The sequence below is a fragment of the Curtobacterium sp. VKM Ac-2861 genome (assembly GCF_013204965.1).
Classification (GTDB): domain Bacteria; phylum Actinomycetota; class Actinomycetes; order Actinomycetales; family Microbacteriaceae; genus Curtobacterium.
Genome location: NZ_JABMLA010000007.1, coordinates 94,070 through 118,292, shown reverse-complemented (window position 1 = coordinate 118,292; position 24,223 = coordinate 94,070). Strand labels below are relative to the sequence as shown.

Here is a 24,223-nt window from a genome sequence, read left to right as displayed (position 1 = left end):
TTGAGAGCCTAGGGTGCTTGCATGGCGATGCGTCCAGGAACCGAGCAGCGGCTGCTCGACGCGGCCGAGGAGCTCTTCTTCACGCGGGGCATCGCCGCCACCCCGATCGACGCCGTGCTCGACCGCGCCGGGATCTCGAGCGCCACGCTCTACCGCGGGTACGCGAGCAAGGAAGCCCTGGTCGCCGCGGCCCTCGATCGCCGGCACGACCACTGGCTCGCCACGTGGGACCGCGCGGTCGAGGCTGCTCCGGACGACCGTGGCCGCCTGCTCGCGGTGTTCGACGCGCTCGACGATTACCGGTCGACCGCCGCCGGTTCGCGCTGGTGCGCGTTCCTCGGGACCGCTGCCGAGTACGCGGACGCCCCAGCCGAGGTGCACGAGGTGCTCGACCGCGAGACCGGTGCGCTCCGGACCCGGCTGACCGAACGTGCCGCGCCCGTCGTCGGCGAGCGCGCCGGCGCCCTGGCCGACCAGCTGCTGCTCGTCGTCTCCGGGTACCTCGCGATGCGCCTGCGCGATCCGTCGGTCGGCACGGCGACGGCGCGTGCGGTCGCCGCGGCGCTCGTCGCGGCATCCTGACCGCTCATCAGCGCCCCGGGGTTCTCCGACGCTGCGCTCGGTACCTTGCCCGGTGTGCAGCGACTCTCCTCGACCCTCGTGATGAAGCGCGTGACCTCTGACGGAACGGTGCCCCTCGGATGACCCGTTCGCGTGCGTCGACGATCACCCGTCGGTCGCTGCTGATCGGGGGAGTCGGCATCGTCGCCGCGGGTGCAGCCGCCGAGGCGGTGAACCTCGACCTGCTGCCGGGTCGGTCGACGATGTACCGCGTGCTCGGGCTCAACGGTGCCGACGGTACGATCCCCGACGTCGACCCGGTCCCCTCGGTCTCCGGCACCTTCGTGTCGGCTTCCAGGAAGGGGCGCACGGTCGGCTGGACCATCGCCGCTCCGGCGTCGGACACCCCGCTGCCGGTGGCCGTCGCGTTGCACGGCTACGGCGACGACCACTCGGCGTTCTTCGGGCGGGAGCTCGGATGGGACCGGTTCCTCGCGGCGCACATCACGGGTGGCGGCGCTCCGTTCGCGATCGCCTCGATCGACGGCGGCAACCGCTACTGGCACCACCGTTCCGACGGGGACGACCCCGCAGCGATGGTCGTCGACGAGTTCCTGCCCCGGATCGCGCGGCGCGGGTTCGACACCGACCGGCTCGCGCTGACCGGGTACTCGATGGGCGGGTTCGGCGCCCTCCGGCTCGGCGGGGTGCTCGGTGCGTCCCGCGTCCGCGCCGTGTCGGCGATCAGTCCGGCGCTCTGGACGTCAGCAGCGGACACCGCCCGCGGAGCCTTCGACGACGCGGCCGACTTCCGTGCGAACACGGTCCTCGGTCGGCAGCGCGCGCTCGACGGGGTCGCCGTCCGTGTCGACTGCGGCAACGGTGACGGGTTCGCTCCGGCGGCGCACGCCTACGTCGACGGTTTCGCGACGCCGCCCGCCGGGGGCTTCGAGCCCGGCGCCCACACGCACGGCTACTGGCGCCGCCTGGCACCGCAGCAACTCGCCTTCCTCGGCCGTCACCTCGGTCGCTGACCCAGCCCGCGCCCTGGGCGGTCGCCGAGGCGGACGGGAGGCCCGTGGCGTCCCCGCACCGCGCCTCCAGGCCGCCGATCGGTCGCGCCCACGGCCCGTGCCGCGTGGCGAGCAGCGCTCAGGCTCGCCCGCGGTTGCGGCGCCGGATCTCCTTCGGCGCCCGACCGGCCATGAAGGACCTCGCAGGGTCGACGAGGAAGCCCTGTCGGAGGGCCTCGCGCCCGACGAGCATCCGGAACCCCATCTGGTCGCGGTTGCTCAGGGTGACCTCGGACACGACGGCGCGCCCGGCCAGGGTGATCGTGGTGAGCACGACGATGCGCTCCTGGGTGTGCCCGGTCGAGCTGCGGATGATGCGCCGGTCGTGCACGTCGTACTCGATCGTGACGGCGTCGGCATCGGTGTCCTGCCACGGGTGCACGGAGAACCGGACCCGGTCGCCCGGGAGTTCTTCGAGGTCGAACGCGTGCAGTGCCGAGCTGCGTGCACCGGTGTCGAGCTTGACCTTGATCCACGGCAGACCGAGGTCCGGCAGGCCGGCCCACTCGCGCCAGCCGGCGACGACGAGTCCGCCGTCGGGGGACTTCGGAGCACGGGCCATGTGCCCATCCTGTCCCATGCGCGACTGTGCCGGTCAGGCGGGCGGGTTCGGCACCATCCGGACGGCGCTCTTCCGCGGCGGCCCGGGCAGCACCGAAACGCCGGCTGCCTCGGCCGCACGTGCTCCGTCGATGACCGCGGTCGCGCCGCCGAGCGACGGTGCCGGCCCCGCGGTCCCGAACAGTGCCCACGCCTCGCCCCCCGGGTCGAACCTCGAGTCGTAGCGGAGTGCATCGACCCGGTCCTTGAACAGCTCGGCCCATGCCTGCGTCACGGCGTAGTCGCCCATGGTCGTGAGTTCGCTCGTGACCCCGAAGCGTGCAGCGCCCGCGCCGCTGACGTGGGCGGAGCTCGCATCGGACGGCGGGGTGATCGTCGAGACGCGGAGGGCGGCAGCGTCGGCAGCGCTCACTTCGTTGCGGCGGACCTTCGGGCCGAAGAACTCTCGGACAGCAGTCGAGGCCGCGGCTGCGAAGCAGCACGTGCCGTTCGGCTCCCGGAGGTTGAAGCGGCCGTGGGGGTGGCTGGCGAAGTACCAGGGCGCGAACTCGGCGAGGTGCGCGCGGAACACCTCGGTGGGGAGTCTGCCCCCGTTGGGGAAGCCGGTCAGGTCGAGACCGGCCGGTGGTGCGGTCTGGACGACGTCGGTGCGTGCGACGGTGGTCATCCGAGTCGGAACGCTCCGGCGAGTGCGGCGAGACGGACCGCTTCGTCCGCGCGGTCCGTCCGGAGCGCCTGGGCCGGCGTGAGTCCGTCGAGTTCGTCCGCCGGCGCGTTCAGCCACACGGCCTCGCCCCAGGGGTCGACCCGGTCGGGGTCCAGGCCGGCCAGGACATCGCGCAACCGTGGCAGCAGGATGCCCCGTGCATCGAACTGGAACGACGGGTAGAGCCGGAAGCCGTCGGCTGACAGCACGCAGAGCACGTCGCCGACCTTGGCCTGCGCGTCGAGGGTCTGCCGGCTCATCTGGAACCACTTCCGCAGGCCGGCAGTGTCGTAGAACGGTCCGACGCGCTCGTCGAGCACATCGGCGCCGGGGATGCTGGCGAGCATCCGCTCCGCGACGGCGTCCATCGATCCGTTCACCCGCTCGACCTCGGCGAGGTCGATCAGGTCGACGTGCCGCAGGAGTGCGGCCACGAGGCGATCCCTGAGGTCGTCGGCCGGACCGGTGGAGGTCGTGGTCGGTGGCGCGACCGCCTCGGTCGAGGACGGTCTGCGCGATCGGACACGCCACTCGGACGACGCGGGTCGCCGCGACGTCGACCGTCCGGACCCTGCGAGTCGAGGGGTCCGGTTGCTCCGGGTCGCCCGGAGACCGTGCTGGTTCTTCGCCATTGCGCACCGTCCGATCAGTCAATCCAGCGTACCGCACATGCGTCAAAAGAGTACAACGCGCTCGCTCTGCAAGGCGGTCGGCGGCGCCGCGGCGCGGGCGTGCTTGGATGGACCGTCGCCGTCGATCCCACCCCGCGGAGAACCCCTCGATGAAACTCGCCATCCTGTCCCGCGCCCCGCAGGCGTACTCGACCCAGCGCCTCCGTGCTGCGGCGCTCGACCGCGGCCACGACGTCAAGGTGCTGAACACGCTGCGCTTCGCGATCGACCTGTCCGGCGAGGACCCGGACCTGCTGTACCGCGGCAAGCTCCTGTCCGACTACGACGCGGTGCTGCCCCGGATCGGCAACTCGATCACCTACTACGGCACCGCGGTGGTGCGGCAGTTCGAGCAGATGGACGTGTACACGCCGAACACCGCGACGGGCATCACGAACTCCCGCGACAAGCTCCGGGCGAACCAGATCCTGTCCCGCCACCACATCGGCATGCCGGCGACGACGTTCGTGAACAGCCGGGCCGACGTCCGCGGCGCGATCGAACGGGTCGGCGGGGCTCCGGTCGTGATCAAGCTGCTCGAGGGCACGCAGGGGATCGGCGTGATCCTGGCACCGGAGGAGAAGGTCGCCGAGTCGATCGTCGAGACCCTGCACTCGACGAAGCAGAACGTCCTGATCCAGTCGTTCATCTCGGAGAGCCGTGGCCGTGACATCCGCGCGCTCGTCGTCGGCGACCGGGTGGTGGCCGCGATGCGCAGGACGGCGTCGGGGGACGAGTTCCGCTCCAACGTGCACCGTGGCGGCACGGTCGAGAAGGTCACGCTGTCGCCCGAGTACGAGGCGGTCGCGGTCCGGTCGGCGCAGATCATGGGGCTCAAGGTCGCCGGTGTCGACATGCTCGAGGGCAACGACGGTCCGCTCGTGATGGAGGTCAACTCGTCACCGGGGCTCGAGGGCATCGAGCGTGCGACGGGCCTGGACGTCGCGGGCGCGATCATCGACTTCATCGGCAACCAGGTGGCCTTCCCCGAGATCGACGTGCGCCAGCGGCTCAGTGTCTCGACGGGCTACGGCGTCGCCGAGCTGCTCGTGCACACCAACGCCGACCTGGTCGGGAAGACGATCAAGGAGTCCGGGCTGTGGGACCGGGACATCACGGTGCTGACCCTGCACCGGGGCGCGACCGTCATCCCGAACCCGCGCAGTGGCGTCGAGCTGCAGGCCAGTGACCGGCTGCTCTGCTTCGGCAAGCTCGAGGAGATGCGCTCGATGGTGCCGGACCGTCGACGCCGTCGCAGCAAGATCCGGAAGCTCCCGAAGGACGCCTGACACCGCGCGTCCAGCCGAGCCGGACTGCACACACAGGTGAAATGAGGAAGTATGTGTCGGTGACGATCATGACGGAACGGCCGGTCGACCGGGCAGCGAGCAGTGACCGGGCGCCGAGCAGTGAACCCGAGCAGCCCGGCAACGCCACGGCGAAGCACCACAACGTCTCGCTGCTGTCCGTGGCGACGACGACCGCCGAACGCGTGACGACCTCCGCCGACATCGAGGCCAAGCTGCGCGGCGTGCTCCGCCGCCTCCGCCTGCCGATGGGACTGCTCGAGCGGGTCGCCGGTGTGATCGAGCGCCGCAACTGGGGCGAGGGCCAGACCTTCCAGGACGCCGCCATCGACGCCGGCCGTCGTGCCATGGCCGAGGCGGGGGTGCGTCCGGACGAGATCGGGCTGCTGATCAACACCTCGGTGACCCGTCCGCACCTCGAGCCGTCGGTCGCCGTGCGCCTGCACCACGGGCTCGGTCTGCCGTCGTCCGCGATCAACTTCGACATCGCGAACGCCTGCCTGGGGTTCGTCAACGCCATGAGCGTCGCCGCGGGCATGATCGACTCCGGTCAGATCAAGTACGCGCTCGTCGTCGACGGTGAGGACGCCGACCAGGTGCAGCTCAACACCATCGACCGCCTGAACCAGGGTGGTCGGAACCGCAAGGACTTCATGAGCGAGTTCGCGAGCCTGACCCTCGGGTCCGGTGCCGCGGCCGCCGTGCTCGGCCCGGCGGACCTGCACCCCGAAGGACACCGGATCGTCGGCGGCGTCACCCGCGCGGCGACCCAGTGGTACGACCTGTGCGTCGGCAGCGTGGACGGCATGTTCACGGACGCCAAGATGCTGCTCAAGGGCGGCATGGAGCTCGTCGTCGCGGCCTGGACCGAGGCCCGTGCCCACTTCGACTGGGCCGACATGGACCGTTACGTCCTGCACCAGGTCTCCGACGTGCACACCAACGCGTTCGTCGAGGCCATCGGCATCCCGCGCGACAAGGTCCCCACCACCTACCAGCGCTTCGGCAACGTCGGCCCGGCGTCGATCCCGATCACCTTGGCCGACGAGGTCGAGTCCGGCGGCATCCGTCGCGGTGACCGCGTCTTCCTGGGTGGCGTCGGTTCCGGCATCAACACGGCGATGATGGAACTCCACTGGTGAGGTCCCGGCTGCCCCGCGTCGCCGCGAGCACGGCTCCGGCGACGCAGCCGCCGTCCCTGCCCGGACTCGACCCGGCCTGGTCACGCCTGGTCACGGTCCCCGCGTGGTCTGCAGAGCGGACGGGAGGCACGGATCGCGCCGCGCGCACCTGGCACCTCCTCGACACGGCCGGGTCCCTGGCGGCGCTCGGCGTGGAACCGGTCGGCACCATCCTGTGCGTGCACGGCAACCCCACGTGGTCGTACCTGTGGCGGTCGGTGCTCCGCACCTCGCTCGAGGTCGCCCAGGCCGGTGGCCCGGCCTGGCGCGTGGTCGCCGTCGACCAGCTCGACATGGGCTTCTCGGAGCGCACCGGGGTGGAACGGGGGCTGCCGCAGCGCGTCGCGGACCTCGGCGCCCTGACCGACGAACTCGGGCTGACCGGCCCGGTCGTCACCCTCGGCCACGACTGGGGCGGCGTCGTGTCGCTCGGATGGGCGGTCGACCACCCCGACGTCCTGGCTGCCGTGATGACGTGCAACACCGCCGTGCACCAGCCCGACGACGCCCCGATCCCCGCGCCGCTGCGGCTCGCCCTGGGCCCGGGGCTGCTCGGCCGTGCGACCGTCGTGACGCCGGCGTTCCTCGAGACGACGCTCGGCATCGCCCACCCGAAGCTCGACCGTGCCGTGGCCGACGGCTACCGTGCCCCCTACCGCGGCGCCGCGCGTCGTGGTGGCATCGGCGGATTCGTGGCGGACATCCCCGTCGACGCCCGGCACCGGAGTGCGCCCGAGCTCGACCGGATCGCCGCCGGGGTCGCTGCGCTCGACGTCCCGGCGCTGCTGCTCTGGGGTCCGCGCGATCCGGTGTTCCTGGAGCGCTACCTCGACGACCTGTCCGAGCGGCTGCCGCACGCCGACGTGCACCGCTTCGAGGGTGCCGGCCACCTGCTGCCCGACGACGCCGACGTGGCGGGGGCGGTGTTCGACTGGATCGGTGACCGTCTGCCGGACGGACACGTGCCTGCTCCAGCCGAGACGGGCCTCCCGGTCGACGCCGACCAGTCGACCGACGTGAGCCGCCCGCTCGGCGCCGCGCTCGAGGACCTGCGCGACAGCGACGAACCCGCCCTGGTCGAGATGGCCGCGGCCGGCGGCCCCCGGACGATCACGTGGCGCCTGCTCGCCCGTCGTGTGGACGAGATCGCCGCCGGGCTGGACGACCTCGGTGTCCGGAGCGGTGACCGTGTCTCGCTGCTCGTCACCCCGGGAGCCGACCTGACGGCCGTCCTGTACGCCTGCGTGCGGATCGGCGCGGTCGTCGTGGTGGCCGATGCCGGACTGGGGCTGCGCGGTCTGACCCGTGCGGTCCGCGGAGCCCGGCCCGACTGGATCATCGGCGCGCTGCCCGGCCTCGGAGCCGCTCGTGCACTCGGCTGGCCGGGTCGGCGCATCGCGACCGTCCCGCTGCCCGCACCCGCACGGCGTGCGCTGAGCGTCGAGCACACGCTCGTCGACGTCGCCCGGCGGGGTGCCCGTCGGCTCGCGCACGGTTCCGTGCTGCCCACGGTGCCGGCGTCCGATGCTCCGGCCGCGATCCTGTTCACGTCCGGTTCGACCGGCCCGGCGAAGGGCGTCGTCTACACGCACGGACAGCTCGGTGCCGTCCGCGACGTCCTGGCGGCCCAGTACGACATCGGTGTCGGCACCGGCCTCGTCGCGGGCTTCGCACCCTTCGCGCTGCTCGGCCCGGCCCTCGGGGCCCGGTCGGTGGCGCCGGACATGGACGTCACCGCGCCCCGGACCCTGACCGCGCGCGCCGTCGCGGCCTCGGTGGCCGCTGCCGACGCGACCGTCGTGTTCCTGTCGCCGGCGGCGCTGGCGAACGTCGTGGCGACGGCATCGGTGCTGACCGACGCCGACCGTGCGGCACTCGCGCGCGTCCGGTTGTTCCTGTCGGCGGGCGCCCCGGTGTCGGCCGCGCTGCTGACCGCGGCGACCGAGCTGATGCCGAACGCGAGTGCGCACACCCCCTACGGCATGACCGAGGGGCTGCTCATGACCGACGTCGACCTGGACGGCGTCCGTTCGGCGGCGGCCTCGGACGACGAGGGCATCTGCGTCGGGCTCCCGGCGGCGAACGTGCGGGTGCGGATCGCGCCGCTCGACGCCGCGGGTGCAGCGACCGGTGGGCTGACCGACGCGGCGGGCGTCACCGGCGAGATCGTCGTCGTGGCACCACACGTGCGCGACCACTACGACCGGCTCTGGCGGACGAACCGCGTCGCGCGGCTCGGCGTCGAGGACCCGCGCGGACACCGCACCGGTGACGTCGGACACCTGGACGCGTCCGGGCGCCTCTGGGTCGAGGGGCGGATGCAGCACGTGCTCACCACGCCCGACGGCGTCGTCACCCCGGTCGGACCGGAGCAGCGCATCGAGGGCGTACCCGGGGTCGGTCGTGCCGGCGTCGCAGGGATCGGCCCGCGCGGAACGCAGCAGGTCGTCGCCGTGGTCGAGACCACCGGCGGGCGACGTGCCCGACGGCCTGCCCTGGCTCCGCCGGCGTTGGCCGCTTCGGTCCGTGCCGCGGCCGGGGTCCCGCTCGCAGCGGTGCTGACCGTGCCCGTGCTGCCGACCGACATCCGGCACAACTCGAAGGTCGACCGCGCCCGGCTGTCCCGTTGGGCGACCGCGGTGCTGTCGGGTGGACGGATGGCCCGCCCGTGACGGTCCTGGTCACCGGCGCCAGCGGGTTCCTCGGACAGGCGACCGCCGCAGCCGTGCGGGACGCCGGACACGAGGTCCGCACGTTCCAGCGACGGCCGTCCGGGGTCGCGGGCGTGCAGGACGTCGCCGGTTCGATGACCGATGCCGCCGCGGTGGCACGCGCGGTCGACGGGGTCGACGCCGTCGTGCACCTCGCCGCGAAGGTCTCCCTGGCGGGTGACCGGGCCGACTTCGTCCGTGTGAACGTCGACGGCACCCGAGCACTCGTCGACGCCGCACGCCGTGCCGGCGCCCGGCGGTTCGTGTTCGTCTCGTCGCCGTCGGTCGCGCACACCGGGTCGTCGCTCGTCGGCGCCGGAGCCGGTGTCGCCGAACCGCAGCACGCGCGAGGCGACTACGCCCGCACGAAGGCCGCGGCCGAACTCCTCGCACTCGACGCCGACGCTCCTGGGTTCGCCGTCGTCGCCGTCCGCCCGCACCTGGTGTGGGGGCCGGGGGACACCCAGCTGATCGGCCGGATCGTCGAGCGGGCACGGGCCGGGCGACTCCCGCTGCTCGACTCCGGTGCCGCCCTGATCGACACCCTCTACGTCGACAACGCCGCGTCCGCCATGGTCGCGGCGCTCGAGCACGCGGCCGACGACGGGGTGCACGGCAACTCCTACGTCGTCACGAACGGCGAACCCCGGCCCGTCGCGGACCTGCTCGCCGGGATCTGCGCGGCCTCGGGGGTCGCGGCACCGCGGTGGCACGTGCCGGCTGTCGTGGCCCGGGCCGCGGGGTCGCTCGTCGAGGCCGTGTGGCGGGTACGTCCGGGGCAGGACGAGCCGCCGATGACGCGGTTCCTCGCCGAGCAGCTGTCGACGGCGCACTGGTTCGACCAACGCCGCACCCGAGCCGACCTGCAGTGGTCCCCGTCGGTGTCGATCGACGAGGGCCTCGCGCGCTTGGCGGCGGCTCAGGCCTCGTCGGCCGCCACGTAGACCCAGGCGGACAGACCCGAGGTGAGCTCGACCCGGATGCGCTGGTAGTCAGCGACCTCGTAGTCGTCGACCGCGCGGAGCTGCCACTCGTAGCCGAGGGTCAGGGCGACACCTTCGACGACGTCGTCCGGTGCACCCCGGCGGAGGATCGGGTGCAGGTCCGAGCCGCTCGTCCGGACCACCTCGGGGTCGGTGATCGCCACCCAGTCGAGCCGCCACCCGGGCAGCGTGTCCGGGGTGGTCGGGACGTGGCCGCCGAACAGCGACTCCTGCACGAGCGGCTGCCGCAGCGTGCCGTACGAGAACACCCGGTGAGTCGCACCGGCGCCCGGTATGGGGCGCTCAGCGGGGCCAGGAGCGATGGCCGGGGTCGAGGTCCAGACGAGCGCACCGGCCAGGCCGGTCAAGCCGAGGTGCAGCAGGCCGATGATGCCGAGGGCGCTGCCCCAGAAAATGCCGGAGTCATCGCCGAGGCAGCGCTCCTGCGGCCAGACGTCTCCGTCCGAGAGGCACCCGTACCGGTTCCTGACGCCGACGACCAGACCGATGATGCCGACGACGAGACAGACGAGCGCGAACGCGCCGAGACCGATGACCCAGCGCTGGCCGGGGGAGAGACGCTTCACGTCGCGAGGGTAGCGGACGCGGGGCCCGGATCACGCGCGCCGATCGGCGCAGGTGATCCGGGCCTCCCGGTCGTCAGCTGTGCCGCTTGGCGGCCTTGGCGATCTTCTTGCCCAGCTTCTTGCGGGCCTTGCGGGCGTGCGGGTCGTTCCAGGCCTTGCGGACGGTCTCGCCCTTGGACGTCTTGATGACCGGACGGTTCGCGCGGGAGCCGAACCAGAACCCGATCAGGACGATCAGGCCGATGACGATGATGCGGTTGCGCATGGTGGGACTCCTTGGTCGGTGGTGCAGGTGCCGGCGGATCAGCCGGTGAAGCGTTGCCAGAGCTCGGTGACGATCGGCCACACGTCCCCGGCGCGGTCGGCGGACCCGACGGCCACCAGGACCACGGGGACGATCGTGACGGCGATGCTCACCAGGACGGCGAGCACGACCGAGATCGTCGCCGTCGTGGTGTGCCGACGGGTGAGGGCCATGGCGAGGAGCGCCAGCACGACGATCAGCCCGAGGACCGCGACGACCGTGACCCGCACGAACGGGAACGGCACGAGGCCGGCGGTGGTGGCGGTGACGCCGCCGAGGAACCCGACCAGGGGCAGGAACGCCCCGAGCAGGACCCCGGCGACCAGGACCACGCCGATGCCACCGGCGATCCACACACCGCGCGGCCGGGGCTGACGGGTGCGGGGCCGACGACCGCCGGACCAGGCGGTGGTCACGGTCGGTCCGTGGTCGGGTCGGTCGGCTGGTCGGCGTCGCGGGCTGCTGCCCGCGCTGCCTCGCTGGCGTCGGCTGCGGCGTCGGCGGCGTCCTGCGCGGCGTCCTCGGCGGAGTCGGCGGCGCGCACGGCGGCATCGGCAGCCGTCTCGGAGGCCACGACGGGGGTCGCAATGTCCTCGTCGACGACGGCCGCACGTGCGCTGCTGGCCGCGTCGCGCGCGATGTCGGCAGCGTCCCGTGCGCCCTCGGACGCACGGTCGAGCGCATCGGACGCGGCTTCGTGCACACGGCCGGCGGTGGCGGTCGTCGCGTCCACGGCCTGTTCTGCGGCGTCCGCGGTGACGTCGGCCGCACGCTTCGTGGCGTCCGCGGCCTGGTCAGCGGCCTGCTTGGTGGCCTCAGCGGTGGCCGAGGCAGCACGCTTGGCGGTGTCGACCGTCGCGTCGGCGGCACGCTTGGTGGCGTCGGCGGTGACCTCGGCTGCCTGCTTCGTGACGTCGGCGGTGGCGTCGGCGGCGCGCTTGGTCGCCTCGGCCGTCGCGTCGGCCGCCTGCTTCGTGGCGTCGACGGTCGCCGTCGCCACGCGCTTCGTGGTCTCGCTCGTCGCCTTGGCGGCATCCTGCACGGCATCGCCGACGGCGGTGGCCGCACGCTCGACGGGCGAGGGCTCGTCGTCGAACGGCCCGTGCACGTCGAGGACGCGGACGTCCACGGTCGTCGGCGCGGATGCGACCTGGCCGGCTGCTGCAGCGACCTGTCGTTTCACCTCGTCGGCGACCTCGCGGACGTTCTGCGGATAGGTCACGATGACGGAGACCTGCACCGCGAAGGTGCCGTCCTCGTCGTCGACCTGCACACCGGCGGTCCCGGCGGAGCGGCCGAGCCGCTTCCGCACTTCGTCGGCGGCTCGGGACACGGTCCCGCCGAGGTGGTGCACGCCGGGCACGCCGAGCGCCGTCTCCGCCGCGGTTCGCGCGATGAGCATCGCGGGGGTCGCGTCGTCGGGCAGCGGCTCCGTCAGTTCTGCGGGCAGGGCCACCTCGGTGACCTGCGTGTGCGCATGGGGGTCGTGCTGCATGGTTCCTCCTCGTTCGGGTCCGCGGAACGCATCGGGGCACTCGACGTCGCGAGTGCCCCGACACGCATCGAGCGTCCTAGTTCTTGAAGACGTCCTTGACGTCCTCGCCGGTCTTCTTGACGCTCGCGGAGGCCTGGTCCTTCTGGCCCTCGGCGACCTTGGAGTCGTCGTTCTGGGCCTTGCCCACGGCTTCCTTCGCCTTGCCGGCGAGGTCCTGAGCAGCGTTCTTGATCTTGTCGTCGAGTCCCATGACGGGTCCTTTCATCGGTCGGGCGTGCGCCCGGTGGTGGGTGTTGCGTGGGTCTTCGGTGGGCCGGGAGGCCCGGGGTCGCGTCCGGCTGACGGGTGTCAGTGGACGCGCGTCGACTTCGCGAGCGCCGAACGGGTCCCACCGGTGAGGTGGACCAGGACGGGCACCTGGCGGCCGAGCGTGCGGTCGAGGACCGCGACGGCGCGGTCGACGGCGTCGAGCACCGAGACGGCGTCCCCGCCGCGGCGGACCGCGACGCGGATGCGAGCGGCACGCTGCTTCCGCACCAGGTAGGTGTCGACCCGGGAGCCGACGACGTCGCGGACCCCGGCGAGCTCGTGCTCGACGACGTCGCGGACGAGTGCGACGTTCACCGTGACGGCGTCCTCACCGGAACGCTCGCGGACGGCGACGGACGTGCCGCCCCCGCCGCGGGTGAACACCCAGACCAGGGCGAGCACGATGACGACGGCGCAGGCGGCGGCGACGATCCAGAGCGAGGACGCGGGGACGTCCAGGCTGCTCGGCAGGTCGACGGTGGGCTTGATCGCGTCCTGCACGGCGGGCACGACGCCCGCGCCGATCGTGAGACCGACGACGACGGCGACGAGGCCGAGGACGAGGAGGATGATCCGGTTCATGGTCCGGTTGCTCTTGGTCATGCGAGGGTCCCCTTCTCGTCGATGCGGACGCGGATGTTCTGGCCGAACCGCTCGTCGAGACCACTGAGGCGGTCGCGGACGGCTGCCTGCACGGCCTGCTCGTCGACCGGGATGCCGGTGACGGGCACGATCCGGACGTCGGTGCGGCGACCGCGGGCGGTGGCCGAGGCGTTGCCCTCGGGGACCCCCGCGGCCGTCCCGGCGGCGTTGGCCGCGGTCGAGGCGACGATGCGGGTGTCGATGACGACGGCGCCACGGTCGTGCTGGACGACGGAGCGGTGCTGGCGGCCCGGCTTCAGGGCCAGGACGATCAGCACGATGCCCAGGACCACGAGCACGACGGCGATGACCTCGGCGATCGTGACGAACGCGGCGTCGGGCTGCAGTGCGGCGTCGACGGCGGTCTGCGGGTCGGCGAGGAGCGGAGGCCGCCCGATCGCCCGCAGGACCGACTCCGTGCCGATCCACGCGGCGACCAGTGCGAGGACCACCAGCGCCACCGCCACTGCGGTCGAGCGGGAGCGGTGCACGCTCCGACGACGGATGCGTCGTTCGACGGAACCGTTGCTCATGATGGTCTCCTACCGGGTTCGGGACTCGCGCTCGCGCACGATCCCGGTGAGTTCGATGTGGGCACTGCCGACGCGTCGGCCGGTGAGTTCGCTCACGCGGCGCTTGACCTCGTCGGCGACCTGGGCCGAACGGGCGACGAGGTCGTCGCCCGCGGCGATCGGGCCGGTGACGTCGAGGGCCATCGCTCCGGCCGCGTCTCCGAGACCGACCCTGACCCGCTTGGCGGGGGCGCCGAGCCGTTCGGCTGCGACGGCCCGCGCCAGCGAGGTCAGTGCACGAGCGGTGATCTCGACGCGGCCCGGGACGACGTCCGGGCCGGCGTTCACCGGGAGCTCCGGCGCCCGGTGAGCACGTCGGTCAGGGCGCCACGGTCGATCTTGCCGGTGGCGAGGGCGGCCACGAGGGCCCCGATCGCACCGAAGACGATGACCAGGACGAAGCCCCAGAACCCGAACTGCAGTGCGACGACTGCGAGGACGGCGCCGATGAGGGCACCGATCAGTGTGTTGCTCATGCGACTCGCGCTTCCTTCTTCTCGTCGTTGTCGTTGTCGTCGTCGTCACCCGGGATGAAGACGTCCTGGACGGTCACGTTGACCTCGGCGACCTCCATGCCGACGATCTGCTCGAGGGCACGTGCGACGCTGCTGCGGACGCCGTCGGCGACCTGCTGGAGCGACACCGGGTACTCGGCGACGATGACGATGTCCGCGGCGACCTGCTTCTCGCCGACCTCGACCTTGACGCCCTGACCGAAGTCGCGCTGGCCGATCGCGTCGCGGAGGGCGCCGATCGCACGGGCAGCGCCGCCGCCGAGCGAGTGCACGCCGTTGACCTCGCGGGCCGCGATGCCGGCGACCTTCGACACGACGGTGTCGTCGATGACGGTCTTGCCTGTGACGCCGCTGTTCGAGCCGGCGTGCGAGGTGGCACGGGCCGCAGCGGTGGTTGCCGGGGTGGTGGTGATGGAGTCAGCCATGGTTCGTTCCTTCCGAGTGACCCGCCGGGCGTTCCCAGCGGTTGCTGTTCACGGATGAGACGGGCTGCACCAGAGATTCGTCACACATGACTTTTCGGATTCGGCAGAAATCCAGGAATCCGCGGAAACACGGGGATGTGGCTGTACCCCCTGGCCGTCCGCTCAGGCGGTTTCGCGTGTTCCGTCCGCCGCGTTGCGTTCTGCAGCGGCGCGGATCGCTCGGGCGCACGCCATCGGGGACTCGCCCCGCTCGGCCCGGAAGAGCTGCTGCAGGCGTCGCGGCAGGACCCCGGCCGCGTCGGCGATGTCCTGCAGGGAGAGGTCCTCGGCGGCGTGCTCCTCGATGAACGCGACCGCGCGGCGGACGCGCCACGACGACCGACCGCTGTCGGGGCGTGCGGACAGCGACGTGCGGAGCGTGGCGGCGGGGTCCTCGCCGAACCGCTCGCGGTAGGCGGTGGCGAACCGGCCCGGGTTGGTGAAGCCCCACCGACGCGCGACCACGGCGACCCCGTCGGCGCCGGGGGCCCGGTCGTCGCCCGCGCGCAGGAGTTCGCTCCGGGCACGGTCGAGCCGGTGCTCGCGCAAGAACCGGTGCGGCGTGGAGTCGAGGGTACGGGCGAACACGTCCTGCAGCCCCCGCTGGCTGAGCCCGCACGCCGCGGCGATGTCCGACACCGCCGGACGTTCGGCCGCGTGCTGTTCGACGTAGCGGATCGCGTCGCGCAGGCGGTTCGCGACGGGGACGTCGTCGCCGCGGTTGCGGATCGGGAAGGTGTCGAGCACGACGATCGCCAGGCGACGGTTCAGCGCCGTCCGCATCGGACCGACCACGCGGTCGTCCACGAGAGCCGGGCCGAGCTCCCCGATCAGGTGGCGCAGCGGTTCGCGGCGGGCGATGACCTCGTCCTGCTGCTCGAACAGCAGCGGGCCGTCCGGCAGCCGGTAGCCGAGGTCGCGCCCGACGGTCCGCAGGAACGAGTCCGCGATGTGCACCCCGTTGTAGACGGTGCCGTCGGACTCGAAGCGGTACGCCTCGGACGCACTCGCGATGTACGGGCTGCCCGGCTCGACCACGCGTGTGCGGTCGGGGAAGTGCATCTCGAGCCGGCCCCTGGTGAGCCAGAAGACCACGTGGTCCTCCCGCGCCCCGATGACCCCGCCCCGTCGACCGCCCTCAGCGCGCATGGTCCGCAGCGTCAGGTCGTCGTCGCCCACCACGGTGTACTCGTACCGGGTGTCGTTCGTCGCGTACGTCTCCGAGGCGAAGTCGGACCCGTGGTACTCCGCCTCGAAGATGTCCGAGTAGTCGGAGCCGTCGCCGTCGGCGAACCGCAGTCTGCGGAAGCCGTTCGTCGCCGGATCGGTCATGGTCGAAATCATGACATCGACGGCACGGCGAGGTGAATACCCTCGTTCGTGTCCGCGCGTCCACCGGAGGGAATACCCTAGGGGGGTACCGTATTGAGGACCGTGGAGGCCACCATGCACGAACACGTCGGGTACATCGGCGACAAGGACGACCTGCTCAAGCGGCTCCGTCGCGCCGAGGGCCAGGTGCGCGGCATCGCCCGCATGGTCGAGGACGAGACGTACTGCATCGACGTCCTCACCCAGATCTCGGCGGCGAACCGGGCGCTCGAACGCGTGGCGCTGTCGCTGCTCGAGGACCACCTCAAGCACTGCGTCGCCGAGGCGGTCGCCGAGGGAGGCGACGCCGCGGACGAGAAGGTCCGCGAAGCCAGCCAGGCCATCGCCCGGCTCGTGCGCTCGTGACCGCCGCCCGCACCCGAACCACAGGAGGAGACACCGTGACCACCGAACTGCTGCTCGTCGAGGGCATGACCTGCGAGCACTGCGTGCTGAGCGTGACCGAGGAACTCACCGAACTCGAGGGGGTGTCCGACGTCGCCGTCGCGCTCGTCCCCGGCGGTGCCTCGTCGGTGACCGTCACCTCGGACGCGCCCGTCGACGCCGATGCGCTCCGCGGCGCGGTCGCCGAGGCGGGGTACGAGGTCGTGCCGTCGTGACGGACGGCATCGTCGAGCTCGACATCACGGGCATGACCTGCGCCTCGTGCGCGAACCGCATCGAACGGAAGCTCGGCAAGCTCCCCGGGGTCACCGCCACCGTCAACTACGCCACCGAGAAGGCACAGGTGCAGGTCGCCGCGGACGGCCCCGCCGACCCCGCTGCCCTCATCGCCGCCGTCGAGTCCGCGGGCTACGGTGCGACCGTCCCCGCGCCGCCGGCCGACACGACGGAGCCGGACGACGACGCCGACGACCCGGCCGGAGCGCTGCGCCGACGACTCGTCGTGTCGACGGTCCTGGCCGTGCCGGTCGTCGTGCTCTCGATGGTCCCGGTCCTGCAGTTCCCGAACTGGCAGTGGCTCGCCCTGACACTCGCCGCGCCCGTCGCGGTGTGGGGCGCGCTCCCGTTCCACCGCGCCGCGTGGGTGAACGCCCGACACGGTGCCGCGACCATGGACACCCTGGTCAGCGTGGGTGTGCTGGCGGCCTTCGGCTGGTCCCTCTACGCCCTCTTCTTCGGCGACGCCGGCACCACCGGCATGCACATGACGTTCTCGTGGATCGCGACCGACCCCGAGGCGACCGACCTGTACCTCGAGGTCGCCGCGGCCGTGACGGTGTTCATCCTGGCCGGCCGGTACATGGAGGCCCGCGCCAAGAAGCAGTCCGGGGCGGCACTCCGCACCCTGCTCGAACTCGGCGCGAAGGAGGCCACGGTGCTGCGCGACGGCGTCGAGCGGCGTGTCGCCGCGTCCGCGCTCGTCGTCGGGGACGTCGTCGTCGTGCGGCCGGGGGAGCGGATCCCCAGCGACGGCCTCGTGCAGGACGGGTCCTCGGCCGTGGACCGCAGCATGGTCACCGGCGAATCCGTCCCCGTCGAGGTCGGACCGGGCGATCGGGTGACCGGCGCGACGATCAACGTCGGCGGCCGGCTCGTGGTCGCCGTCACCCGCGTCGGCGCCGACACCGAGCTCGCTCGGATGGGGCGGCTCGTCGAGGACGCGCAGACCGGCAAGGCCGACGTCCAACGCCTGGCCGACCGGGTCTCCGGTGTCTTCGTGCCGATCGTCATCGCGCTCGCCGTGCTGGCGTTCGTCGGCTGGCTCGTGCTCGGCGGCTCGGTCACGGCGGCGTTCACCGCGGCCGTCGCCACGCTCATCATCGCCTGCCCGTGCGCCCTCGGACTCGCGACGCCGACCGCACTGCTCGTCGGCACCGGCCGCGGGTCCCAGCTCGGTATCCTGATCGGTGGTCCGCAGGTGCTCGAACGGACCCGTGGCGTCGACGCCATCGTGCTCGACAAGACCGGCACCGTCACCACCGGCGAGATGACCCTGCGCGCCGTGACCTCGACGGACGCGACCCTCGACGCGGACGCGGTGCTGCGGCTCGCCGCCGCCGTCGAGCACGGATCGGAACACCCCGTGGCACGTGCGGTCGTGCGGGCCGCGACGGCCCGGCAACTCGACGTCCCGGCCGCAGAACAGTTCGACTCCACCCCCGGCGCCGGCGTGCAGGCCGTCGTGGACGGCGACGTCGTGCTCGTCGGCGGGACCCGCTGGCTCGCAGCGTCCTGGGCCGTCGTCGTGCCCGACGAGGCCTCGGCCGCGGTCACCGCCGCCGAGGCCGAAGGGGGCACCGCGGTCGTCGTCGCGCGGAACGGCCGCGTGCTGGGCGTCGTGGTCGTCGGCGACACCGTGAAGCCCGAGGCAGCCGACGCGGTCGCGCGCTTCGTGGCCCTCGGCCTGCACCCCGTCCTGCTCACCGGCGACAACGACGGCGCCGCACGCGCCGTCGCCGCACAGGTCGGCATCGACGAAGTGCACGCCCGCGCGACCCCGGCCGGCAAGCTCGACGCCGTCCGGGGCATGCAGGCCCAGGGACGGAGCGTGGCCATGGTCGGTGACGGCGTCAACGACGCTGCGGCGCTCGCCGCGGCCGACCTCGGCATCGCGATGGGGGCCGGCACCGACGCCGCGATCGCGGCCAGTGACATCACGGTCGTGAGCGGTCGGCTCACCGTCGTCGCCGACGCCGTCCGGCTGTCGCGCGCCACGCTCGGCATCATCAAGGGCAACCTGTTCTGGGCGTTCGCGTACAACGTGGCGGCGATCCCGCTCGCGATGGCGGGGCTGCTGAACCCGGTGCTCGCCGGCGCCGCCATGGCGTTCTCGTCGGTGTTCGTCGTGACGAACAGCCTGCGGCTGCGGCGTTTCGCACCCCGGCCCTGAGGCCGACCACCCGCCGGACGTGACGCGCGCAGCGAACGCGCCCCGTGCCTCCCGTCCGGCGGTGCGCACCACGGTGCCGACGGCACTACGCTCGAAGACGGTCCGCGACGCACTGGTGCGGTGACCTGCGGGCTGTACGTCTCGAACGTGATCCCAGGAGGACCGAAGTGACCGAATCCGCTCCCGTCGACCCCACATCGACCGAAGGCTGGAAGAAGCTCGACAGCATCGCTGCCGACTTCACCCCTGACCTGCGCGGGTGGTTCGACAGCGACCCCGGCCGTGCCGAGCAGTACACGTTCCAGGCAGCCGACCTGACCGTGGACCTGTCGAAGGGCCTCGTCACCGAGGACGTCCTCGCCGCCCTGCTGCAGGTCGCGAAGGACACCGGCGTCGCCGAGCGCTTCCAGGCGATGCTCTCCGGCGAGCACATCAACGTCACCGAGGACCGCGCCGTCCTGCACACCGCGCTCCGCCGTCCGAAGACGACCGAGGGGCTCGTCCCGGCGGCGCCGCTGACCGTCGACGGCCAGGACGTCGACGCCGACGTGCACGCCACGCTCGACAAGGTCTACGCGTTCGCGTCGCAGGTGCGTGACGGCTCGTGGACCGGTGTCACCGGCAAGCGCATCGAGACCGTCGTCAACATCGGAATCGGCGGGTCCGACCTCGGCCCGGTCATGGTCTACGAAGCACTCAAGCCGTACGTGCAGGCCGGGCTCGAAGCCCGCTTCGTGTCGAACATCGACCCCGCGGACATCTACGAGAAGACCGTGGACCTCGACCCCGAGACCACGCTGTTCATCGTCGCGTCGAAGACCTTCGGCACCCTCGAGACCCTGACGAACGCGCGCCTCGCACGCCAGTGGCTGTGGGAGCGGCTCGGCCTGACCGACGCCGCCGACGACGAGAAGAAGAACGCCGTCGCCAAGCACTTCGTCGCCGTCTCCACCGCGCTCGACAAGGTCGAGGCCTTCGGCATCGACCCCGAGAACGCCTTCGGGTTCTGGGACTGGGTGGGCGGCCGCTACTCCGTCGACTCCGCGATCGGCACGAGCGTCATCGTCGCGATCGGCCAGGAGAACTGGGAGCAGTTCCTCGCCGGGTTCCACGCCATCGACGAGCACGTCCGCACCACGCCGCTCGAGCAGAACGTCCCGGTCCTGATGGGCCTGCTCAACGTCTGGTACACGAACTTCCTCGGTGCGCAGAGCCACGCGGTCCTGCCGTACACGCAGTACCTGCACCGCTTCGCCGCGTACCTGCAGCAGCTCACCATGGAGTCGAACGGCAAGCGCGTCCGCTGGGACGGCTCGCCCGTCACCACCGAGACCGGCGAGGTCTTCTGGGGCGAGCCCGGCACGAACGGCCAGCACGCGTTCTACCAGCTCATCCACCAGGGCACCCGCCTGATCCCGGCCGACTTCATCACGGTCGCGAACCCGGCCCGTCCGCTCAAGGACGAGACCGGCGACGGCAAGGGCGTCGCACCCGGCACCGACGTGCACACGCTGTTCCTGGCGAACTTCTTCGCGCAGACCAAGGCGCTGGCGTTCGGCAAGAGCGCCGACGAGGTCCGTGCCGAGGGCACCACCGACGAGGGGATCGTCGCGGCGCGCACCTTCCCGGGCAACAAGCCGACGACGTCGATCCTGGCGCCGGAGCTCACCCCGAGCGTGCTCGGCCAGCTCATCGCGCTCTACGAGCACATCGTGTTCACCGAGGGCACGATCTGGGGCATCGACTCGTTCGACCAGTGGGGCGTGGAGCTCGGCAAGCAGCTGGCGCTGCAGGTCACGCCCGCCGTCGAGGGCGACCAGGCCGCGCTCGACGCGCAGGACGCCTCGACCAAGGCGCTCATCGCGAAGTACCTGGAGCTGCGCAAGTAGCGACGTACCCACCTGACGGACGGGAGGCCCGTGGCGGATTCGCCACGGGCCTCCCGTCCGTCTGCCGGTCGCGCTGGCCGCGGGGCGGACCCGAGGCGGTTTTCGCGCTGAGCGACAGTTCACGCGCGGCGCGGCCCGTGAGGTGTCGCTCACCGCGAAAGGTCGCCGGCGCCGTGGCCGCCGCGGTCAGCGGGCGAGCGGGTCGAGGTTGAGCGTCGTTCCCTCGTAGAGGTGCTGGTCCGTCCCGAACACCTGCACGCCCTCGTTGAGCCAGACGAGCGCCCGCACGCTGATGCCGAAGCGGGCGGCGACGTCGCCGATGAGGTCGTCCGGCGCGACCGTGTACGACCGCGGCGCCCCGCCCGTCGTGGTCGCGGTGACCGGACCGGTCGCGTTCGCCCGGGCACCGGCGTCCTCCGGGTGCACGTTCGTCTGCCGCGCCGGGACGGACCACCGCACGGTGGTCACCGCGAGCACCTTGCCGGCAGCGATCTCGACGGGGACCTCCTGCCCCGGAGCCGCCGCGGAGTAGGTCACGAGCGTGGTGAGGTGCGACGGGTCGACGCCGGATCCGCTCAGCGGGACGTCCACCGCGGTCGCCGTGCTGGTGGGCCCACCGAGCGTCCGGTCGCCGACGCCGGGGTAGGTCAGGCCGTCGCCGACCGCGCGCGGCAGGTCGAACAGGCCGACCCCGACCGGCACCGGCAAGGTCGAGGTGAAGCCGGAGTACTGCGCGGTGAACGTGTCGTCGCCGACCGCGACCACGCGGAACCGGAAGTGCACGCTGCCCTTCGGTGATGCGACGTCACCCTGCGCGAGGACGGTCCCGGCGGGGATCGGCGTCAGCGTCGGCGCCGGAGCCGCCGACTCGGTCGGTTCCGGCGTCGGCGTGCGGGGGTGCGCCGACGACTCGAGGAGGTCACCCTCCGGGTCGGCGTCCGGCGTCGGTGTCCGGGTGGGCGACGAGGTCGGCGTCGTCGCCGGGGTGGACGGGGCGGGGAGGGCTCGGTCCGACCCGCGCAGCAGCGAGCACCCCGACAGTGCCACGGTGGCCGCGACGACGACCCCGATCGCGAGCGTCCGGTTCATGATTCCCCCTCAGCTCGATGCTAACCGCGCGGTGTCCCCGGGGCGAACGCAGCGCCTCCGTCCTGTGTCTGCAGACGTACCGCGGATCCGGCGGAGCGGCGGTCGCCGGTGTCGGTCGGAACGGCTACCGTCGAGGCCATGGAGCGTTCGGAGATCCTCGCCGCGGCTGCCGCCGCGCACGCCGCCCGCATCGCAGAAGAAGGCGGTGACGACGGCGCTGCTCGTGAACGGGCGGAGAGTGTCCGGCGCCGGGCCGACGGCCTCACCGACCGGTACGACACGGTCGAGGGCGCGAGCGAGTCCGCTGCACGCGACGCCGCGCGCCGTCGAGCGGGCGAGGCCGACCGCGCGGCGTCCCGGACCGAGGGCGTGCTGTCCGACTGGCACCGCATGGGCACCCGACGCGGTGTGACGCCGGACGCCCAGGTGCGCACAGCGTGGACGGTCACCGGGGTGCCCGAGCGCGGCGACGCCCGGGCGCTGGCGAACGTCCTGCTCTCGACGGCGGGGCACGCGGGCCGGGTGGCCGATGCCGCGCGACGCAACCCGGCGCTGTCCGGTGCCGCGAGCGCAGCTGCCCGACGGACCGTCCGGCGCTACACCGACCACGGCGCGGACATCGCGTCGCTCGGTGACGTGCTGGGGGACAGCCCGACGCCCGACGAGTCCTGACGGTCGAACGGGGGCCGTTGGACCGCTCCCGTCCTGATCAGGCGTTATGTGGACCGATCCAATCGTCCTGACGACAGAATGTCCAATTGACAGGACATGGAATCGGGTTACCATCGGTGCACGCACTGAAGCGCGATCACCGACGAAGGAGTCACCGAATGGTCGACATCAAGCCGACAGCCCCGACTGTCGCACTGCCCCCGATCGGGACCGGACCACACCGACGCCGCCTCGGCGTCCTGGCCCTGGTCGCCACGTTCGGCGGACTGCTCTTCGGGTACGACACCGGCGTCATCAACGGTGCCCTGAACCCGATGAAGGCCGAGCTCGGCCTCACGAACTTCACCGAGGGCGTCGTCACCAGCTCCCTGTTGTTCGGTGCCGCGATCGGTGCCATGCTCGGCGGCCGCATCGCCGACGGGTGGGGGCGGCGCAAGACGATCATCGCCCTCGCCGTGACGTTCTTCCTCGGCACGCTCATCTGCGTCTTCGCACCGACGTTCGGCGTCATCGTCGTCGGTCGTGTGCTCCTCGGCCTCGCGGTGGGTGGTGCATCGACGGTCGTCCCGGTGTTCCTCGCCGAACTCGCTCCGTACGAGATCCGGGGTTCGCTGTCCGGCCGCAACGAGCTCATGATCGTGATCGGGCAGCTCGCCGCGTTCGTGGTCAACGCCATCATCGGCAACCTGTGGGGTGAGGGCAACGGCGTCTGGCGCGTCATGCTGGCCGTCTGTGCACTCCCCGCGATCGCCCTGTTCGTCGGCATGCTCCGGGTGCCGGAGTCGCCGCGTTGGCTCGCGTCGAAGGGGCGCTACGACGAAGCGCTGTCCGTCCTGCAGCAGGTCCGCACCACGGAGCGTGCGACCGCCGAGCTCGACGACATCAAGCGGAGCAACGACCTCGAGGCGAAGGCCGATCGAGTCAGCGGGTGGCAGACGCTGCGCGGCAACAAGTGGCTCATCCGCATCGTGCTCATCGGTGCCGGACTCGGCGTCGCCCAGCAGCTGACCGGCATCAACTCGATCATGTACTACGGGCAGACCGTCCTCATCGAGTCCGGGTTCCAGGCGTCGGCAGCCCTCATCGCGAACATCGCCCCCGGCGTGATCGCCGTGGTCGGTGGCGTCATCGCGCTGTACAACATGGAGAAGATCAACCGCCGGACGACCCTGATCATCGGCTTCTCGTTGACGACGGTCTGCCACTTCCTGATCGGCATCGCCTCGGTCGCACTGCCCGAGGGCAACCCGGCTCGCCCGTGGGTGATCCTGTTCCTCGTCGTCGCGTTCGTCGGCTCGATGCAGACCTTCCTCAACATCGCCGTGTGGGTGGTGCTGTCGGAGATCTTCCCGACCCAGATCCGCGCGCTCGGCATGGGCATCTCGGTGTTCTGCCTCTGGATCGCCAACGCGTTCCTCGGGCTCTACTTCCCGACGATCGTCGCCGCGACCGGCATCACCGGGACGTTCTTCGGCTTCGGCATCGTCGGTCTGCTCGCGCTGCTCTTCATCTGGAAGTTCGTGCCGGAGAGCCGCGGCCGCACCCTCGAAGAGGTGGAAGAGGGCGTCACCACCGGCAACATCTTCACGGTCCCGCAGAAGGCGTCGCGCGGCTAGGTCGCGCGCGTGGCGCGGTGATCGCGCGTGCAGACAGACGGGAGGCCCGGTGCCAGCTGGCACCGGGCCTCCCGTCCGTTCAGTGGTCGC

Annotated in this window: 27 protein-coding genes; 12 read left to right on the top strand and 15 right to left on the bottom strand. The window is 72.1% G+C overall.

From position 1 onward, the window contains the following. Positions 1-21 precede the first annotated feature (21 nt). Together HQQ88_RS16900 and HQQ88_RS16895 are read left to right on the top strand one after the other, a co-directional pair. Positions 22-582: a TetR/AcrR family transcriptional regulator gene (locus HQQ88_RS16900; RefSeq protein WP_173170418.1), complete on the top strand. Its 561-nt coding sequence runs from the start codon at positions 22-24 to the stop codon at positions 580-582. A 119-nt stretch (positions 583-701) separates the two neighbouring features. Continuing rightward, complete coding sequence (locus HQQ88_RS16895; protein ID WP_216834985.1) at positions 702-1,595, top strand: hypothetical protein; 894 nt, start codon at positions 702-704, stop codon at positions 1,593-1,595. Positions 1,596-1,713: 118 nt separating this feature from the next. Here HQQ88_RS16895 and HQQ88_RS16890 read toward each other — a convergent pair whose 3' ends face one another. From HQQ88_RS16890 to HQQ88_RS16880, 3 genes are read right to left on the bottom strand one after another with little or no spacing between them, the layout of a single operon-like run. Beyond that, the gene (locus HQQ88_RS16890) at positions 1,714-2,196 is read right to left on the bottom strand and encodes a RimK/LysX family protein (RefSeq protein WP_173170416.1); all 483 of its coding nucleotides are present in this window, start codon (positions 2,194-2,196) and stop codon (positions 1,714-1,716) included. 33 nt (positions 2,197-2,229) lie between these two features. After that, positions 2,230-2,862: an RES family NAD+ phosphorylase gene (locus tag HQQ88_RS16885; protein WP_173170414.1), complete on the bottom strand. Its 633-nt coding sequence runs from the start codon at positions 2,860-2,862 to the stop codon at positions 2,230-2,232. Next, complete coding sequence (locus HQQ88_RS16880; RefSeq protein WP_173170412.1) at positions 2,859-3,335, bottom strand: hypothetical protein; 477 nt, start codon at positions 3,333-3,335, stop codon at positions 2,859-2,861. The genes HQQ88_RS16885 and HQQ88_RS16880 overlap by 4 nt, the downstream gene beginning before the upstream one ends. Positions 3,336-3,682: 347 nt before the next feature. Between HQQ88_RS16880 and rimK the strand changes: the two genes are divergently transcribed. The 4 genes from rimK to HQQ88_RS16860 are packed head-to-tail and all read left to right on the top strand — an operon-like array spanning position 3,683 to position 9,715. Next, on the top strand, positions 3,683-4,861 hold the full coding sequence (rimK, locus tag HQQ88_RS16875; RefSeq protein ID WP_123291758.1) for a 30S ribosomal protein S6--L-glutamate ligase: 1,179 nt from the start codon (positions 3,683-3,685) through the stop codon (positions 4,859-4,861). Between the two features lie 53 nt (positions 4,862-4,914). Further along, the gene (locus HQQ88_RS16870; protein ID WP_123939401.1) at positions 4,915-6,021 is read left to right on the top strand and encodes a 3-oxoacyl-ACP synthase III; all 1,107 of its coding nucleotides are present in this window, start codon (positions 4,915-4,917) and stop codon (positions 6,019-6,021) included. Next, the gene (locus HQQ88_RS16865; protein ID WP_367917043.1) at positions 6,018-8,732 is read left to right on the top strand and encodes an alpha/beta fold hydrolase; all 2,715 of its coding nucleotides are present in this window, start codon (positions 6,018-6,020) and stop codon (positions 8,730-8,732) included. Before HQQ88_RS16870 ends, HQQ88_RS16865 begins: the two co-directional genes overlap by 4 nt. After that, the gene (locus HQQ88_RS16860) at positions 8,729-9,715 is read left to right on the top strand and encodes an NAD-dependent epimerase/dehydratase family protein (protein ID WP_173170410.1); all 987 of its coding nucleotides are present in this window, start codon (positions 8,729-8,731) and stop codon (positions 9,713-9,715) included. Before HQQ88_RS16865 ends, HQQ88_RS16860 begins: the two co-directional genes overlap by 4 nt. Here HQQ88_RS16860 and HQQ88_RS16855 read toward each other — a convergent pair. The 11 genes from HQQ88_RS16855 to HQQ88_RS16805 form a co-directional block, all read right to left on the bottom strand. Then, positions 9,691-10,341: a gamma-glutamylcyclotransferase family protein gene (locus HQQ88_RS16855; protein WP_367917042.1), complete on the bottom strand. Its 651-nt coding sequence runs from the start codon at positions 10,339-10,341 to the stop codon at positions 9,691-9,693. The genes HQQ88_RS16860 and HQQ88_RS16855 overlap by 25 nt on opposite strands. A gap of 73 nt (positions 10,342-10,414) precedes the next feature. Then, entirely contained in the window at positions 10,415-10,606 is a 192-nt protein-coding gene (locus tag HQQ88_RS16850) for a hypothetical protein (protein ID WP_111084762.1), read from the bottom strand. Between the two features lie 38 nt (positions 10,607-10,644). Further along, the gene (locus HQQ88_RS16845) at positions 10,645-11,061 is read right to left on the bottom strand and encodes an MFS transporter permease (protein ID WP_131880374.1); all 417 of its coding nucleotides are present in this window, start codon (positions 11,059-11,061) and stop codon (positions 10,645-10,647) included. Continuing rightward, positions 11,058-12,140: an Asp23/Gls24 family envelope stress response protein gene (locus HQQ88_RS16840; protein WP_173170408.1), complete on the bottom strand. Its 1,083-nt coding sequence runs from the start codon at positions 12,138-12,140 to the stop codon at positions 11,058-11,060. Before HQQ88_RS16840 ends, HQQ88_RS16845 begins: the two co-directional genes overlap by 4 nt. A 76-nt stretch (positions 12,141-12,216) precedes the next feature. Then, positions 12,217-12,390: a CsbD family protein gene (locus tag HQQ88_RS16835; RefSeq protein WP_123291762.1), complete on the bottom strand. Its 174-nt coding sequence runs from the start codon at positions 12,388-12,390 to the stop codon at positions 12,217-12,219. Positions 12,391-12,488: 98 nt separating this feature from the next. Then, complete coding sequence (locus HQQ88_RS16830; protein WP_173170406.1) at positions 12,489-13,052, bottom strand: hypothetical protein; 564 nt, start codon at positions 13,050-13,052, stop codon at positions 12,489-12,491. Continuing rightward, positions 13,049-13,624, bottom strand: a complete 576-nt coding sequence (locus HQQ88_RS16825; protein WP_111084757.1) for a DUF6286 domain-containing protein — start codon at positions 13,622-13,624, stop codon at positions 13,049-13,051. The genes HQQ88_RS16830 and HQQ88_RS16825 overlap by 4 nt, the downstream gene beginning before the upstream one ends. Positions 13,625-13,633: 9 nt before the next feature. Next, entirely contained in the window at positions 13,634-13,951 is a 318-nt protein-coding gene (locus tag HQQ88_RS16820; protein WP_123291765.1) for a hypothetical protein, read from the bottom strand. Next, on the bottom strand, positions 13,948-14,139 hold the full coding sequence (locus HQQ88_RS16815; RefSeq protein ID WP_123291766.1) for a DUF2273 domain-containing protein: 192 nt from the start codon (positions 14,137-14,139) through the stop codon (positions 13,948-13,950). Before HQQ88_RS16815 ends, HQQ88_RS16820 begins: the two co-directional genes overlap by 4 nt. Then, positions 14,136-14,603 carry an Asp23/Gls24 family envelope stress response protein gene (locus tag HQQ88_RS16810; RefSeq protein ID WP_123353902.1) on the bottom strand — a complete coding sequence of 156 codons (468 nt, stop codon included), beginning with the start codon at positions 14,601-14,603 and terminating at the stop codon, positions 14,136-14,138. Before HQQ88_RS16810 ends, HQQ88_RS16815 begins: the two co-directional genes overlap by 4 nt. A gap of 162 nt (positions 14,604-14,765) precedes the next feature. Further along, the gene (locus HQQ88_RS16805; RefSeq protein WP_173170404.1) at positions 14,766-15,974 is read right to left on the bottom strand and encodes an AraC family transcriptional regulator; all 1,209 of its coding nucleotides are present in this window, start codon (positions 15,972-15,974) and stop codon (positions 14,766-14,768) included. A 114-nt stretch (positions 15,975-16,088) separates the two neighbouring features. On the opposite strand from HQQ88_RS16805, the gene HQQ88_RS16800 reads away from it, so the two are divergent. The 4 genes from HQQ88_RS16800 (at position 16,089) to pgi (ending at position 20,756) form a co-directional block, all read left to right on the top strand. Continuing rightward, on the top strand, positions 16,089-16,379 hold the full coding sequence (locus HQQ88_RS16800) for a metal-sensitive transcriptional regulator (protein WP_111084793.1): 291 nt from the start codon (positions 16,089-16,091) through the stop codon (positions 16,377-16,379). A 65-nt stretch (positions 16,380-16,444) separates the two neighbouring features. After that, on the top strand, positions 16,445-16,633 hold the full coding sequence (locus HQQ88_RS16795) for a heavy-metal-associated domain-containing protein (RefSeq protein WP_123292282.1): 189 nt from the start codon (positions 16,445-16,447) through the stop codon (positions 16,631-16,633). Next, a complete protein-coding gene (locus HQQ88_RS16790; protein ID WP_173170402.1) occupies positions 16,630-18,867 on the top strand; it encodes a heavy metal translocating P-type ATPase in 2,238 nt (745 codons plus the stop codon). The genes HQQ88_RS16795 and HQQ88_RS16790 overlap by 4 nt, the downstream gene beginning before the upstream one ends. Positions 18,868-19,034: 167 nt before the next feature. Further along, positions 19,035-20,756, top strand: coding sequence for a glucose-6-phosphate isomerase (gene pgi / locus HQQ88_RS16785; protein ID WP_173170400.1), 1,722 nt, complete (start codon positions 19,035-19,037; stop codon positions 20,754-20,756). A 186-nt stretch (positions 20,757-20,942) separates the two neighbouring features. Here the strand turns inward: pgi and HQQ88_RS16780 are convergent, their stop codons facing one another. Next, the gene (locus HQQ88_RS16780; RefSeq protein WP_173170398.1) at positions 20,943-21,845 is read right to left on the bottom strand and encodes a LysM domain-containing protein; all 903 of its coding nucleotides are present in this window, start codon (positions 21,843-21,845) and stop codon (positions 20,943-20,945) included. 138 nt (positions 21,846-21,983) lie between these two features. Between HQQ88_RS16780 and HQQ88_RS16775 the strand changes: the two genes are divergently transcribed. Beyond that, entirely contained in the window at positions 21,984-22,517 is a 534-nt protein-coding gene (locus HQQ88_RS16775; RefSeq protein WP_123938435.1) for a hypothetical protein, read from the top strand. 158 nt (positions 22,518-22,675) lie between these two features. Beyond that, positions 22,676-24,133 (top strand): sugar porter family MFS transporter, encoded by a 1,458-nt coding sequence (locus HQQ88_RS16770; protein WP_123938434.1) that lies wholly within the window; start codon positions 22,676-22,678, stop codon positions 24,131-24,133. Positions 24,134-24,223: the final 90 nt, after the last annotated feature.

Bases quoted from the DNA above. Each gene is read 5' to 3' on its own strand.
- HQQ88_RS16770 (WP_123938434.1), top strand. From the start codon at position 22,676: ATGGTCGACATCAAGCCGACAGCCCCGACTGTCGCACTGCCCCCGATC.
- HQQ88_RS16800 (WP_111084793.1), top strand. From the start codon at position 16,089: ATGCACGAACACGTCGGGTACATCGGCGACAAGGACGACCTGCTCAAG.
- HQQ88_RS16825 (WP_111084757.1), bottom strand. From the start codon at position 13,624: ATGAGCAACGGTTCCGTCGAACGACGCATCCGTCGTCGGAGCGTGCAC.
- HQQ88_RS16795 (WP_123292282.1), top strand. From the start codon at position 16,445: ATGACCTGCGAGCACTGCGTGCTGAGCGTGACCGAGGAACTCACCGAA.
- HQQ88_RS16805 (WP_173170404.1), bottom strand. From the start codon at position 15,974: ATGACCGATCCGGCGACGAACGGCTTCCGCAGACTGCGGTTCGCCGAC.
- HQQ88_RS16810 (WP_123353902.1), bottom strand. From the start codon at position 14,603: ATGGCTGACTCCATCACCACCACCCCGGCAACCACCGCTGCGGCCCGT.
- HQQ88_RS16835 (WP_123291762.1), bottom strand. From the start codon at position 12,390: ATGGGACTCGACGACAAGATCAAGAACGCTGCTCAGGACCTCGCCGGC.
- HQQ88_RS16775 (WP_123938435.1), top strand. From the start codon at position 21,984: ATGGAGCGTTCGGAGATCCTCGCCGCGGCTGCCGCCGCGCACGCCGCC.
- HQQ88_RS16900 (WP_173170418.1), top strand. From the start codon at position 22: ATGGCGATGCGTCCAGGAACCGAGCAGCGGCTGCTCGACGCGGCCGAG.
- HQQ88_RS16885 (WP_173170414.1), bottom strand. From the start codon at position 2,862: ATGACCACCGTCGCACGCACCGACGTCGTCCAGACCGCACCACCGGCC.
- HQQ88_RS16850 (WP_111084762.1), bottom strand. From the start codon at position 10,606: ATGCGCAACCGCATCATCGTCATCGGCCTGATCGTCCTGATCGGGTTC.
- HQQ88_RS16815 (WP_123291766.1), bottom strand. From the start codon at position 14,139: ATGAGCAACACACTGATCGGTGCCCTCATCGGCGCCGTCCTCGCAGTC.
- rimK (WP_123291758.1), top strand. From the start codon at position 3,683: ATGAAACTCGCCATCCTGTCCCGCGCCCCGCAGGCGTACTCGACCCAG.
- HQQ88_RS16830 (WP_173170406.1), bottom strand. From the start codon at position 13,052: ATGACCAAGAGCAACCGGACCATGAACCGGATCATCCTCCTCGTCCTC.
- HQQ88_RS16780 (WP_173170398.1), bottom strand. From the start codon at position 21,845: ATGAACCGGACGCTCGCGATCGGGGTCGTCGTCGCGGCCACCGTGGCA.
- HQQ88_RS16890 (WP_173170416.1), bottom strand. From the start codon at position 2,196: ATGGCCCGTGCTCCGAAGTCCCCCGACGGCGGACTCGTCGTCGCCGGC.
- HQQ88_RS16895 (WP_216834985.1), top strand. From the start codon at position 702: ATGACCCGTTCGCGTGCGTCGACGATCACCCGTCGGTCGCTGCTGATC.
- HQQ88_RS16840 (WP_173170408.1), bottom strand. From the start codon at position 12,140: ATGCAGCACGACCCCCATGCGCACACGCAGGTCACCGAGGTGGCCCTG.